This is a genomic window from Mesorhizobium sp. B2-3-15 (assembly GCF_006442875.1).
In the GTDB taxonomy this organism is placed as follows: Bacteria; Pseudomonadota; Alphaproteobacteria; order Rhizobiales; family Rhizobiaceae; genus Mesorhizobium; species Mesorhizobium australicum.
Genome location: NZ_VFVO01000002.1, coordinates 373901 through 386750, shown reverse-complemented (window position 1 = coordinate 386750; position 12850 = coordinate 373901). Strand labels below are relative to the sequence as shown.

Here is a 12850-nt window from a genome sequence, read left to right as displayed (position 1 = left end):
CCCCAACTAGCGGCCTTGACTTGGAGCTCAAGGACCGAATTGTCGCGGCGTTCAAACGCTGTCCGCTGTCGTCATTCGAAGAGAAACTCGTTCAAGTGTTGGCTTCCAACCGCGATACCACAGCGGCTGGGTTAACGGCAGCAATCGGAGCTAAAGGCAATGGAGCCTGGCAACTGCATTTTGGGCAACTTTGTCGCAAGCGCGAGGCTGATCTAGGACCCGCTCCGGCCGCTCCGGGCAGGAGAACTCCAGACGGCAAAGAGGCGCGTTTCTACACTGGCCTACTTGCCGACTGGCAGGAAGACAGCAGGACGTTTGCTATAAAGGCCGAGGCCCGGCAGGCTTTCGTAGCCTTAGGCGTCATCTGAGCCAGGTCAGCTATCATCAATCCTGCGCACCAGACGAAGTTTGACGCCAGATTTGCGCCACGAGCGAAGGACTTCCTCGACGTGCGGCGCGATGAAAGCCCGCGCCTCGTCACGCGTCATAATTCTGGATCGAAGCAGCTCGTCGTAGTCGGTCAAGGAATGCCGGATATATTTCTGCAATTCGATACCGACGGCGGCGCCTAGCTTCAGGCCTTTCCAATCCTTGGCACTCACCCGTGCTGCTATCGTCAGGCAAGTCTTCTTTGGACAGCCTGGATGGTGGATGCGAATGTGCCCTATCACCTCGTCGAAGGAAAAAGTGTTGAAGAAGTTCGGTTTAGGCTGGTCGTCGTCAGACATCAATGAACCACAAATTCGTTGACCAGATCAGCGGAAGCACCGGCGGCGAGCTGATCGAAAAGGAACGTTTACGGGCCGAGGTTTGAGCTAGGACTGAAAATCCGTCTCAGCTTCTGCACCTTTTCGAGTGTGGGAGCCGGATCCGAATCGCAAGACGCGAGCCTGATCACCTCGAGCCAGAAGCGTTCATTAGGGGTGATCGCCTTATCACGGAAATCGGCCGCCTGGGGCCGCCCTTCGACAGAGAAGTCCTGCTCGCCGCTCATTTGCCGAAGATTCCGCGAATGGCAGATCGTGCCTTCGAGGTGAGGCTCGGATTGGTGTGGTCGGACGCCCGGCGAATTTCCTCGAGCCAGGCCACTTCGTTCTCGGTGACCAGCGTCCCGAATATCTGCCTGACGGCAAGATCGGTGGTGTCGCCGCCGAGCTGCTCGATCGCCAGTTGGAAAAGCATCACCGGATCGCACTCGAGGGCGGTGGCCAGGGCCGACACCCTGTCGAGCGGCAGCTTGGCCGTGCCGACCTTGATCATCGCGAGCATGTTCGGATTGACGAACCCCGCCTCGCCGGCGATCGCGATCTGGGTCTTCTTTGGTCTCAGTTCCAGGATACGCTTCTCAAGATATTTCGCGAGCCTGGTGCCCGCGTAGGGCTTCCTCGGACGGTTGTTCATCGTCGTCTTCCTCTGAAATCACAGCTTCGATGCGCTGCTAATTTCATTATAGCGACGGCCTGTTGGGGACTTTGTGGGATCAGCGCAGGGGATTTTTGGGCACGATCCGGGCCGATACAAAACGCTAGATACTCTGTTGACATATACAACGTTTTGCATCAATTGATGTGCATGTCGGCAGGCGACCAGACACACCAGGAACGCGCAATCTCACTCCTTCGCGAGCGGGGTATCGCACGTTTATCCGAATTCATCGCGGCCGGGATCACCTCCGCCACGATAGCCCGGATGGAGAAGCGAGGTGAGGTCCTTCAGCTCGGCCGCGGCCTATATCAACTTCCCGATGCCGAGCTCGATGCCAACCACTCGCTGGCGGAAGCGGCCAAGCGCGCCCCCCGAGGCATCATTTGCCTGGTTTCCGCCCTTGCCTTCCACGAGTTGACCGACACCATCCCATCACGCATCTGGATGGCCATCGGATCGACGGACCGACGTCCGAAGATCGAGAGCCCGCCAATCCAGTTCGTCCGCTTCGGACCCAAGACACTGGATACTGGAATCGAGGAGCATGCCATCGAGGGCGTCACGGTTCGCATCTACAGCCCCGCCAAAACGGTTGTCGATCTCTTCCGCTACCGCCGATCTGAAGGAAGACGCTTCCAGCAAAGCACCGGCCTCAATCTTGGGATTGAGGGCCTGAGAGAGGCGCTACGTAGCGGCAAGGCGCGTCCTTTCGAGATCGCCTCCTACGCCGAGGACGCCGGCGCCTGGAAAGTCGTGCAACCCTATCTCGAAGCCTTTACAGCCAATGGCTAAGACCATCGCCAATACGGCGCCTCGGTGCACCTTTCTATCATGCCTCTCATTGCGCTTGTCGATTTGCGCTTAGGTCGTAGGAGGGAAATCGATCGATGGCGGCTTTCCTGGCCTTCAAGGTAACGTCACCGTAGTTATCGCCAGCGGTTGTCGAAGCGTGCCCCTGAATTGCATCAAGGGCTCGCTTGGAAATCCCCTCTTCCTCACCCACCGTTTTGAAGCGGTGGCGCCAAGCATGGTTTGGTTGGACACCTTCCGGGATTAATCCTGCCGCCTGGAGCCATTCGCTGATCCTGCCCGCCGTCGCTCGCGCGGCCTTGATCGGATCCCGATCCTTGCCACTGCGATAGAATAGCGGCCCTGCCGACGCCGCCTGGAGGAAGTCGAGGAAGCCCATCTCGATCAGTTGTGAGTGCAGCGGCACGTCCCGATACCCGCCCGCCTTCACAGTGCCAGCTTCGGGCCTAATACGCATCACGTGCGCTCCGCCTTCCTCGCGGAAGTCCTCTTTTCGAAGCTGCGTGATTTCGGCGACTCGCGCCCCGCTGAATGCACACAAGGCGGGGGCCCAACGTTTGGCGGCTGTCGTTTGTGGGAGCTCCATCGTGGCCGCGTTGTCGGTGACAGCGGGAACGTGATCCCGGGCAGCGACTAGGATCGCTACGGCCTCCACGTTGGTAAAGCCTTTTTCACGATTGCGAGCACCCTTCGGAACTTCCTGCCGAACTTTCTCCGCGGCGTTCGAGTCCAATCGATCGTTCTCAACTGCCCAAGTTAGAACCGAGCGCACAGCTGCCAGGTAAACGTCGGCAACCGTTTTAGGCGACAGGCTCTTCAGCAGCTCGTCTCGCCAGTCCGTCAAATTCTTCTTCGTCAATCGGCGAGCATCATCGTGGCGAACGAACTTCGCCAAATCAGTGAAAACCGGTCGCCAGCGCTTCTCGGTTCCCCTTGCCTTGCCGACCAGCTTCTTTGCCACAATGTAGTCAGCAAAGAGACTCTTGAGGGAGACGGGCGGCAGCGGATCAGGTTCGGGCTGTGCGCTCGCCAGCATCGGGTGAGAGGGTGCGCCATTGAAGTCGCCTTCATCGCGCTCGGCAACACGCGCCAGGGCTTCGTATTCCGAAACGCAGATATAACGGGCCAGAGATCGCCATTCGTCGGATCCGAATGCGGCCGTCGTGTTGCCTATTTGCCGGAAGCGCTCGATGCGGTGCTCGACCAACTCAGCCAAATCATGATCAGATAGCTGGCCCGCAATGCCTTGCCGCAATCTAGTGACGAGTAGATCGTCGATGGAGACCGACGCCCATTGCGAGCCCGAATTCCGAAGTGCTTCGTCTTGTGCGAGACGGGTTTGGTAGTTGCGCAAAGCGATCTGGTCAGCTGTGAGTGGATAGCGGTCAATAGTGACCGATCTTTCGCCTGCAGCGGTCGCCCGGCGTTCTGCTAGCGCAATCTCGTGATGAATATCCGCAAGCGCGCCAGGAAGTTTCTTTAGAGCTGTCTTATAATCGGGCCCAAGCGCCTTTCGCCGCTCCACCTTGCCGTCCATAAAGGGCCGAAGGTCCTTCGGGATCACTAGCCTGGCGAAATAGCGCCCGTCTCGATCTAGAAGATTTCGAACTTTCCCCGCCACCGCCACTATCCATTTTGTTACATGATTTGTAACATCAGAATGGACAGAGAGCCTTTCATGTCAAGCGCTTCAGTGATTTCAATGGGATAGGCTGGTGCTGCGAGAGAGGATTGAACTCTCGACCTCTCCCTTACCAAGGGAGTGCTCTACCACTGAGCTACCGCAGCCGCTGATGGCGGGGCTTCTGCCATATCGAACCGGCAAGCGCAAGGCCAAGAACAACGCTTCTGTGAATGGCTTTGCCGGATAGCTTTTATTGACATGGCGGCGCCACAATGTTGGCTATCCCTGAAAGCGGGTTGGCCGGGCGCCAGCCGTGGCGGGACAATGAACGACAAGACAAATCCACCGAAGAACAGCGGAACAACCCGCAAGAACCGGCTCGCCGAGCAGTTGCGGGCCAACCTGCAGAAGCGCAAGGCGCAGTCGCGCTCGCGCCGGACAGGCGAGGCCGACCAGCGGCCCGACGGGCTCGGCGCGGCCAAGGAAATGAAGAAAGATTAACTCAAATCGGCCACTCTCAGGCCGGGGTGGGCGAAATCCTATTTCTTGAACCAAATTGGTCAATGGTCTAGACGGGCCGATACTCAAACGATTGAACCGGCCCTTTTCTGGCCGAGAGGGACAGTCTCCAATGGATCGCATCAGAATTGTCGGCGGCAACAAGCTTGCCGGAAGCATTCCGATCTCGGGCGCGAAAAACGCCGCCCTGCCGCTGATGATCGCCTCGCTTCTGACCGACGACACGCTGACACTAGAAAACGTGCCGCATCTGGCCGATGTCGAGCAGTTGATCCGCATCCTCGGCAATCATGGCGTCGACTATTCGGTCAATGGCCGCCGTGAGAAGCAGAATGAGGGCTATTCGCGCACCATCAACTTCTCCGCCCGCAACATCGTCGACACGACGGCGCCTTACGAACTGGTGTCGAAAATGCGCGCCTCGTTCTGGGTGATCGGCCCGCTGCTGGCCCGCATGGGCGAGGCCAAGGTGTCGCTGCCCGGCGGCTGCGCCATCGGCACGCGCCCGGTTGATCTGTTCCTCGAAGGCCTGCAGGCGCTGGGCGCCGACATCGATGTCGATACCGGCTACGTCATCGCCAAGACCCGGAACGGCCGCCTTGTCGGCAACCGCTATGTCTTCCCGAAAGTCTCGGTCGGCGCCACCCATGTGCTGATGATGGCGGCGTCGCTGGCCAAGGGCGAGACGGTGCTTGAAAACGCCGCCTGCGAGCCGGAGATCGTCAATCTCGCCGAATGCCTGAACGCGATGGGCGCCAGGATTTCCGGCGCCGGCACCCCGACCATCACCATCGACGGCGTCGAAGCCCTCTCGGGCGCGCGCGTGCGTGTCATCCCCGACCGCATCGAGACCGGCACCTATGCCATGGCGGTGGCGATGACCGGCGGCGACGTCGTGCTGGAAGGCGCACGGCCGGAGCTGCTGCAGACGGCGCTCGACGTGATTTCCCAGACGGGTGCGGAGATCACCCAGACCAATTCCGGCATCCGCGTGAAGCGCAATGGCGCCGGCATTTCACCCGTCGACGTGACGACGGCCCCCTTCCCGGCCTTCCCGACCGATCTGCAGGCGCAGTTCATGGGCCTGATGACCATGGCCAAGGGCAAATCGCGCATCACCGAGACGATCTTCGAAAACCGCTTCATGCACGTCCAGGAACTGGCTCGGCTCGGCGCCCACATCACGCTCTCGGGGCAGACGGCGATCGTCGACGGCGTGGCGAAGCTGAAGGGCGCGCCAGTCATGGCGACCGACCTTCGCGCTTCCGTCTCGCTGGTCATCGCCGGGCTGGCGGCCGAAGGCGAAACCACGGTCAACCGTGTCTATCATCTCGACCGCGGTTTCGAGCGGCTGGAGGAAAAGCTGTCCAACTGCGGCGCGGTGATCGAACGTATTTCCGCCTGACGGTCGGACAGCAGCAGCTTCTGGCAAAGGGCGGCTCATAGTGCTGCCGCCCGTCTGCCCGCAGCGCAAACCCGAGGCAATGCCTCGGGCGGACGTCGTGGGGTGGTTGCACCGGCCGGAAAGACCGCCTAACAGAGGCTGAAACCAACCTGTAGGTCGAAAATCCGGATGACCGCCCTCAAGCTTATCGCGCTCGACGACCAGGATCTGAGCATCGTCTCGGCCCATCTCCAGGACGCCGTGATGAAGGTCTCGGACCTCGAATTCCTGCCCAAGGCCAAACGCTTCGTCCTGACCATGAACCGTTTCGTGTGGGAGGCCAAATCCGGCCTGTTTCGCCAGCACAATGAACGACGGCAGGCCGTGCTGCATTTCGACCGGGTGCTGGGCGCCAAGACCAACGGTATCGCCCGCGACAAGCCCGCCGAAATTCTCTCCTTGCTGGCGATCAGCTTTATCGAGATCAGCAAGCCCGCGGGCATCGTCGAACTGATCTTTTCGGGCGGCGGCACGATCATGCTCGATGTCGAATGCATCGAGGCCCGCCTTGCCGATATTGGCGGCGCGTGGGAAGCCACGTCGCGCCCCATCCACAGGGCTTGAGCATACGATGGCCATCACGCTTGCCCAGTCCGACACCGATTTCGAGCAGCGTTTCGCCGCGTTTCTCACGACCAAGCGCGAGGTGTCGGCCGACGTCGACGCCGTGGTGCGAGACATCATCGCGCGCGTGCGTGCCGAGGGCGATGCGGCACTGATCGACTACACGCGGAAATTCGGCGGAGGCGATCTCGCCAAGCTCGGCATTGCCGTCTCGGCGGAAGACATCGCCGGCGCCTATGCCGAGGCCGATCCGGCCACGGTCGAGGCGCTGAAATTCGCACGCGACCGCATCCGGTCCCATCACCAGCGGCAAAAGCCTCAGGACGAACGCTACACGGATCCCGCCGGCGTCGAGCTCGGCTCGCGCTGGACGGCGGTCGAGGCGGTCGGGCTCTATGTGCCGGGCGGCACGGCAAGCTATCCGAGCTCGGTGCTGATGAACGCCGTGCCAGCCAAGGTAGCCGGCGTCGAGCGCATCGTCATGGTCGTGCCGGCACCGCACGGCGTCGTCAACCCGCTGGTGCTGGTGGCGGCGGATATATCGGGCGTCTCCGAAATCTACCGCGTCGGCGGCGCGCAGGCGATCGCGGCACTCGCCTATGGTACGCAGACGATAAAGCCCGTCGCCAAGATCGTCGGTCCAGGCAATGCCTATGTCGCCGCAGCCAAGCGGCAGGTGTTCGGCACGGTCGGCATCGACATGATCGCCGGCCCTTCCGAAGTGCTCGTCGTGGCGGACGGCGACAACGATCCGGACTGGATCGCCGCCGATCTGCTCGCCCAGGCCGAACATGACGTGTCGGCGCAGTCGATCCTGATCACCGACGACCCGGCATTCGGCAAGGCGGTCGAACGGGCGGTCGAACGCCAGCTGCGGAGCCTGCCGCGCGCGGAAACGGCGGCCCAGAGCTGGCGCGATTTCGGCGCCGTCATCGTGGTTCCGACGGTCGAGGCCGCGCTGCCGCTGGTCGACCGCATCGCCGCCGAACATGTCGAGCTGGCCATCGAGGATGCCGAAGGCTTCCTGGCGAAGATGCGCAACGCGGGCGCGGTTTTTCTCGGTCGCCACACGCCCGAGGTCATTGGCGACTATGTCGGCGGCTCCAATCACGTGCTGCCGACGGCGCGCTCGGCGCGCTTCTCGTCGGGCCTGTCCGTGCTCGACTTTGTCAAGCGCACCTCGGTCCTCAAACTCGGACCGGAGCAGTTGCGCGTGCTGGCACCCGCGGCGATCGCACTCGCGCAGGCGGAAGGGCTTGACGCGCATGGCCGCTCTGTCGCCATACGGCTGAACATGTAGGCGGGTATGACGGGCTCCGGTCAAACCCGCGCAAAACTGATCGATGTCGAACTCGATGAGTCGATCGGCCGTTCGACGCCCGATGTCGAGCATGAGCGGGCGGTGGCGATCTTCGACCTGATCGAGGAGAATAGTTTTCAGCCTGTCAACGACAGCGGTGCGGGTCCCTACCGGCTGAAGCTGTCGCTGGCCGAGTCCCGCCTGGTCTTTGCCGTGGCGCGCGAGGACGGCACCGCCGTCGTCACCCACATCCTGTCGCTGACGCCGCTCAGGCGCATCGTCAAGGATTACTACATGATCTGCGAGAGCTATTACGACGCCATCCGCTCCTCGACGCCGAGCCATATCGAGGCGATCGACATGGGCCGCCGTGGCCTGCACAATGAGGGCTCGCAGACGCTGATGGATCGGCTCTCCGGCAAGATCGACATCGACTTCGACACGGCGCGACGGCTGTTCACGCTGGTCTGCGTGCTGCACTGGCGGGGCTGATCCTGGCCCCCGGCGCCCTGCCCCGCTCGGTTCTGTTCCTGTGCGGCATGAATGCCGTCCGCTCGCCGATGGCCGAGCAGCTGGCGCGCCGCATGCTGCCCGCCACCGTCTTCGTCGCCTCGGCCGGCGTGCGCGCCGGCGAGCGCGACCCGTTCGTCGATGCCGTGCTTGCCGAGGACGGGCTGTCGTTGGGTGAGCGTCATCCAAGGACGCTGAACGATCTCGAGGACGACTATTTCGACCTGATCGTGACACTGGCGCCGGAGGCCCACCATGCCGCGCTCGAACTCACGCGCTCGCTTGCCGTCGAGGTGGAATACTGGCCGACGCCGGATCCGACCGATGCCGGCGGCACGCGCGAACACATCATGGCCAGCTATCGCGACGTGCGCGAGCGGCTGAAAGCCCGGATCTACAGCCGGTTCACCGTTCCGAGGCCTGGCGATTAAGCGTGTTCACAAGCGACAGATTATCATATAGGTTCCGCCGAAATTCCAGCCGGGGCGCTGGAACTGCCATCCAAGCAAAGGTATCGAATGCCGAAGGAAGAAGTCCTCGAGTTTCCGGGTATCGTCACGGAATTGTTGCCCAACGCGATGTTCAGGGTGAAGCTCGAAAACGAACACGAGATCATCGCCCATACCGCCGGCCGCATGCGCAAGAACCGCATCCGCGTGCTGACCGGCGACAAGGTTCTGGTCGAGATGACGCCATACGACCTGACCAAGGGCCGCATCACCTACCGCTTCAAGTAAGATCAAGACCCGGCCGGTAAAGCGATGAGCATTTTGCAAAAGCTGGTGCTTGCCTCGGGTTCGCCGCGCCGCATCGAACTCCTGCAGCAGGCCGGCATCGAGCCGGACCGCATCCTGCCAGCCGATATCGACGAAACGCCGCTGCGTGCCGAGCATCCGCGCTCGCTGGCCAAACGGCTGTCCAAGGAAAAGGCCGAGAAGGCGTTCGCGTCGCTGAAGTCCGAGACGGACCATGCGCCGAGCTTCGTGCTGGCGGCCGACACGGTGGTCGCCGTCGGGCGGCGCATCCTGCCCAAGGCCGAGACGCTGGATGACGCGGCCAACTGCCTCGGGCTGTTGTCCGGACGTTCGCACCGGGTCTATTCCGGCATCTGCCTGATCACGCCGGGCGGCAAACTGCGCCAGCGACTGGTCGAGACGCGGGTGCGTTTCAAGCGGCTGCCGCGCGAGGAGATCGACGCCTATGTCGCGTCCGGCGAATGGCGCGGAAAGGCCGGCGGCTATGCCGTGCAAGGATTGGCCGGCGCCTTCGTCGTCAAGCTCGTCGGCTCCTACACCAACATTGTCGGCCTGCCGCTCTACGAGACGGTGGCGCTGCTGTCGGGCGAAGGTTTCAAGACGCATCAAAACTGGTTGTCCGCGCGACCATGAGCCTCGACGACAAGGTCACGCCCCTGCGGCCCAAGCGGCCGTGCCCGGAATGCGGCAAGCCATCGGCGCGCGAGACCTATCCATTCTGCTCGACGCGCTGCAAGGACATCGACCTCAACCGCTGGCTGAAGGGTGCCTATGTCATCTCGGCCCGCGACGACGAGGAAGAACCGGACGCCGACGAGCCGAAGTAGACGAGCGCCGGTCAGGCGGCTTCGTTCTTGCGTTTGACGCGCGCCCAGGCCGGCAGCCAGTCGCCATGTGCGGCCAGGAGATCATCGACCAGTGACCAGATCTGGTCGAGATCGAGTTCGGCCGCGGTGTGCGGATCCATCATCGCCGCGTGATAGATGTGGTCGCGGTTTTCGCTCATCAGCGCCCGCACCGTCAGTTCCTGTACGTTGATGTTGGTGCGGATCAGCGCCGTCAATTGCGGCGGCAGGTCGCCTATATAGGTCGGCTGGATGCCGGACGCATCGACCAGGCACGGCACTTCGGCGGCGCAATCACGCGGCAGCGAGGTGATGCAGCCATTGTTGCGCACATTGCCGTAGATGACCGACGGTTCGCCGGTCCAGACCGAATTCATGATCGAGGAGGCATATTCCTTCGACTCTTCGACCTCGATGCGCTGGGCCGAGCGGTAGGCCTGCGCCTGGTCCTTCCAACGCTCGATCTGCTCGACGCAGCGCTTGGGGTATTCATCGAGCGGAATGCCGTATTTCTCGATCAAATCGGGACGGCCGTCCTTGATGAAATAGGGCGTGTATTCGGCGAAATGCTCCGAGCTCTCGGTGACGAAATAGCCCAGCCGCGTCAGCATCTCATAGCGCACCTTGTTCGGACAGCGCGGATTCCAGCCGGGTTTGGGCGCGCGGCCTTCGCGATAGGCACGCACGAGATCGGGATAGAGGTCGCGATAGGATCCATCCGGCTGGCGATGCTCGAACTGCAGGTAGAAAGCCATGTGGTTGATGCCGGCCGAGCGGTAGCGGATCTCGTCATAGGGAAGGTCGAGATCGTGTGCCAGTTCCATCGCCGTACCTTGCACCGAGTGGCACAGCCCGACCTGCCTGATCTCGGGATATTTCTCCGAGATCGCCCAGGTGTTGATCGCCATCGGGTTGACATATTGCAACATGATGGCCCGCGGGCAGACGGCAAGCATGTCCTCGCAGATCTTCCACAGATGCGGCACGGTCCTGAGGCCGCGCATGATGCCGCCGACGCCGAGCGTATCGGCGATGGTCTGGCGCAGGCCATATGTCTTCGGCACCTCGAAATCCGTGACGGTGCAGGGCTCATAGCCGCCGATCTGGAAGGCGACGACGACGAAATCGGCGTCCGCCAGCGCCTTGCGCTGGTCCGTGTAGGTCTCGGCCATCGCCTTGACGCCGAGTGTGGCGATCAGTTTGTTGACGACGACGGCGCTTTCTTCCAGCCGCTGCGGATTGATGTCCATCAGCGCGATCGTGGCGCCCGAAAGCGCCGGGCGCTGCAGCACGTCGCCGACGATGTTCTTCATGAACACCGTCGAGCCGGCGCCGATGAAAGTGATCCTGGGATGTCTTGCCACGTTAACCTCCGGCATATGTTCAGGCCACGTCGAAAGCGGCCCTGACGAGCCGTTCGGTGTAGGCGGTCTTGGGATGGGTGAGGACCTGGTCGACAGGTCCCTGCTCGACGATCTTGCCGTGCTGCATGACGATGACGCGGTGGCAGAGCGCCCGCACCACCTTCAGGTCGTGCGAGATGAAGAGATAGCTCAAGCCACGCTCGTCCTGCAGCTTGCGCAGCAGGTCGATGATCTGCGCCTGGACGGAGAGATCCAGCGCCGACGTCGGCTCGTCGAGCAGGATGAATTCGGGTTCGAGCGCGATGGCCCGGGCGATGGCGATGCGCTGCCGCTGGCCGCCGGAAAATTCATGCGGAAACCGCGACAGGATATCGCCCGGCATGCCCGCGCTGACCAACGCCTCGCGCACCCGTTCGACCCGCTCGCGGCGCGTTGCGCCGATGCCGTTGACGACCAGCCCTTCCTCGATGATCTGGCCGATCGTCATGCGTGGGTTAAGCGAGGAGAACGGGTCCTGGAAGACGATCTGCATGCGCGACCGCAGCGGCCGCATCTGCGTTCGCGACAGGCCATGGATCGGCTGGCCATCGAAGCGTATCTCACCGCGTTTCGCTTCGGTCAGCCGGAGCAGCGCCTGGCCGAACGTGGTCTTGCCGGAGCCGGATTCGCCGACCAGCCCAAGCGTCTCATGGCGGCAAAGCTTGAGGTCGAGGTCGTCGACCGCGACCAGTTCACGCCAGTCCGGCTTCAAGAACGTGCCGTGGCGCAGCATGAAGCAGACGCGCACGCCATTCGCTTCGAGGATGGTGCCAGAGCCCGCGGGCAACGGTTGCGGCCGTCCTCTTGGTTCGGAAGCAAGCAATCGCCTGGTGTAGGGATGCCGCGGATCGGCGAACAAGCGTTCAGTGACGTTGTGCTCGCACATTTCGCCATGCTGCATCACATAGACGTAGTCGGAAAACTTGCGCACCACGGTGAGGTCGTGGGTGATCAGGATCACCGCCATCCGCAGCTCTTTCTGCAGATTGCGGATCAGGTTGAGGATCTGCGCCTGGACCGTGACGTCGAGCGCGGTCGTCGGCTCATCGGCGATCAGCACGTCGGGATCGTTGGCGAGCGCCATGGCGATCATCACGCGCTGCCGTTGCCCACCCGAGAGCTGGTGCGGATATTGCTTGAGCCGCGCCTCGGGCTCGGGAATCTGCACATGCCGCAGCAGTTCGAGAGCGCGCGCCCAGGCTTGTTTGCGGCTCACCTTGCGATGCACCCGGATCGCTTCGACGATCTGGCTGCCGACCGTGTAAATCGGGTTGAGCGAGCTCATCGGCTCCTGGAAGATCATCGAGATGCGGTTGCCGCGCAGCTTGCGCCGGGCGCTCTCGGGGAATTTCAGAATGTCCTGTCCGTCATAACAGACGCTCGATTTCGGTGACACCGTTGCGCGGCGCGACAGCAGGCCCATGACGGTGCGCGCCGTCACCGATTTGCCGGAACCGGATTCGCCGACGATCGCGATCGTCTCGCCGCGATAGAGCTGGAACGAGATGTCCTTGACCGCCTCGACGGTACCGTGCTCGACCTTGAAGGCGACCTCGATGTTGCGGGCGTCGATGACGGGCTCTCCCTGGCGCCCATCATGATCGAGGCGAAAGGCTGGTGCGAAGGGCTCGGCGAGTACGACGGTCATTCC

The 12850-nt window shown here is 62.2% G+C and carries 17 protein-coding genes and 1 tRNA gene; 11 read left to right on the top strand and 7 right to left on the bottom strand.

What is annotated here, in order from left to right; all coding sequences use genetic code 11:
- Positions 1-20 precede the first annotated feature (20 nt).
- Positions 21-368, top strand: a complete 348-nt coding sequence (locus FJ954_RS31790; RefSeq protein ID WP_140660727.1) for a hypothetical protein — start codon at positions 21-23, stop codon at positions 366-368.
- A 6-nt stretch (positions 369-374) separates the two neighbouring features.
- Here the strand turns inward: FJ954_RS31790 and FJ954_RS05900 are convergent, their stop codons facing one another.
- The 3 genes from FJ954_RS05900 to FJ954_RS05890 all read right to left on the bottom strand — a co-directional run bounded on the left by FJ954_RS05900 (position 375) and on the right by FJ954_RS05890 (position 1401).
- Entirely contained in the window at positions 375-728 is a 354-nt protein-coding gene (locus FJ954_RS05900; RefSeq protein WP_140660726.1) for a DUF2293 domain-containing protein, read from the bottom strand.
- Positions 729-796: 68 nt separating this feature from the next.
- Positions 797-994, bottom strand: coding sequence for a hypothetical protein (locus tag FJ954_RS05895; RefSeq protein ID WP_140660725.1), 198 nt, complete (start codon positions 992-994; stop codon positions 797-799).
- Entirely contained in the window at positions 991-1401 is a 411-nt protein-coding gene (locus FJ954_RS05890) for an XRE family transcriptional regulator (protein WP_140660724.1), read from the bottom strand. The genes FJ954_RS05895 and FJ954_RS05890 overlap by 4 nt, the downstream gene beginning before the upstream one ends.
- Positions 1402-1572: 171 nt before the next feature.
- Here FJ954_RS05890 and FJ954_RS05885 point away from each other — a divergent pair, with 171 nt between their 5' ends.
- Positions 1573-2217, top strand: coding sequence for a type IV toxin-antitoxin system AbiEi family antitoxin domain-containing protein (locus FJ954_RS05885; protein ID WP_140660723.1), 645 nt, complete (start codon positions 1573-1575; stop codon positions 2215-2217).
- Positions 2218-2263: 46 nt separating this feature from the next.
- Here FJ954_RS05885 and FJ954_RS05880 read toward each other — a convergent pair whose 3' ends face one another.
- Together FJ954_RS05880 and FJ954_RS05875 are read right to left on the bottom strand one after the other, a co-directional pair.
- On the bottom strand, positions 2264-3772 hold the full coding sequence (locus FJ954_RS05880) for a tyrosine-type recombinase/integrase (protein WP_140660722.1): 1509 nt from the start codon (positions 3770-3772) through the stop codon (positions 2264-2266).
- A gap of 176 nt (positions 3773-3948) precedes the next feature.
- Positions 3949-4023, bottom strand: a tRNA-Thr gene (locus tag FJ954_RS05875).
- 160 nt (positions 4024-4183) lie between these two features.
- Here FJ954_RS05875 and FJ954_RS05870 point away from each other — a divergent pair.
- The 9 genes from FJ954_RS05870 (at position 4184) to yacG (ending at position 9778) form a co-directional block, all read left to right on the top strand.
- A complete protein-coding gene (locus FJ954_RS05870; protein WP_015316270.1) occupies positions 4184-4360 on the top strand; it encodes a hypothetical protein in 177 nt (58 codons plus the stop codon).
- Positions 4361-4490: 130 nt separating this feature from the next.
- Positions 4491-5783: a UDP-N-acetylglucosamine 1-carboxyvinyltransferase gene (murA, locus tag FJ954_RS05865; protein ID WP_015316269.1), complete on the top strand. Its 1293-nt coding sequence runs from the start codon at positions 4491-4493 to the stop codon at positions 5781-5783.
- 168 nt (positions 5784-5951) lie between these two features.
- Positions 5952-6386 (top strand): DUF2948 family protein, encoded by a 435-nt coding sequence (locus FJ954_RS05860; RefSeq protein ID WP_015316268.1) that lies wholly within the window; start codon positions 5952-5954, stop codon positions 6384-6386.
- A 7-nt stretch (positions 6387-6393) separates the two neighbouring features.
- Complete coding sequence (hisD, locus tag FJ954_RS05855) at positions 6394-7686, top strand: histidinol dehydrogenase (protein ID WP_140660721.1); 1293 nt, start codon at positions 6394-6396, stop codon at positions 7684-7686.
- A 6-nt stretch (positions 7687-7692) separates the two neighbouring features.
- The gene (locus FJ954_RS05850) at positions 7693-8178 is read left to right on the top strand and encodes a UPF0262 family protein (RefSeq protein WP_015316266.1); all 486 of its coding nucleotides are present in this window, start codon (positions 7693-7695) and stop codon (positions 8176-8178) included.
- The gene (locus FJ954_RS05845; protein ID WP_140614683.1) at positions 8166-8627 is read left to right on the top strand and encodes a low molecular weight phosphatase family protein; all 462 of its coding nucleotides are present in this window, start codon (positions 8166-8168) and stop codon (positions 8625-8627) included. The genes FJ954_RS05850 and FJ954_RS05845 overlap by 13 nt, the downstream gene beginning before the upstream one ends.
- 87 nt (positions 8628-8714) lie before the next feature.
- Positions 8715-8933, top strand: coding sequence for a translation initiation factor IF-1 (gene infA, locus FJ954_RS05840; protein WP_006329283.1), 219 nt, complete (start codon positions 8715-8717; stop codon positions 8931-8933).
- 24 nt (positions 8934-8957) lie between these two features.
- Entirely contained in the window at positions 8958-9584 is a 627-nt protein-coding gene (locus tag FJ954_RS05835) for a Maf-like protein (protein ID WP_015316264.1), read from the top strand.
- The gene (yacG, locus tag FJ954_RS05830) at positions 9581-9778 is read left to right on the top strand and encodes a DNA gyrase inhibitor YacG (protein ID WP_023772777.1); all 198 of its coding nucleotides are present in this window, start codon (positions 9581-9583) and stop codon (positions 9776-9778) included. Before FJ954_RS05835 ends, yacG begins: the two co-directional genes overlap by 4 nt.
- An 11-nt stretch (positions 9779-9789) precedes the next feature.
- On the opposite strand, the gene FJ954_RS05825 is transcribed toward yacG, so the two are convergent.
- On the bottom strand, positions 9790-11160 hold the full coding sequence (locus FJ954_RS05825; RefSeq protein ID WP_140614685.1) for an alpha-glucosidase/alpha-galactosidase: 1371 nt from the start codon (positions 11158-11160) through the stop codon (positions 9790-9792).
- Positions 11161-11179: 19 nt separating this feature from the next.
- Positions 11180-12847 (bottom strand): ABC transporter ATP-binding protein, encoded by a 1668-nt coding sequence (locus FJ954_RS05820; RefSeq protein WP_140614686.1) that lies wholly within the window; start codon positions 12845-12847, stop codon positions 11180-11182.
- Between the last annotated feature and the right edge of the window lie 3 nt (positions 12848-12850).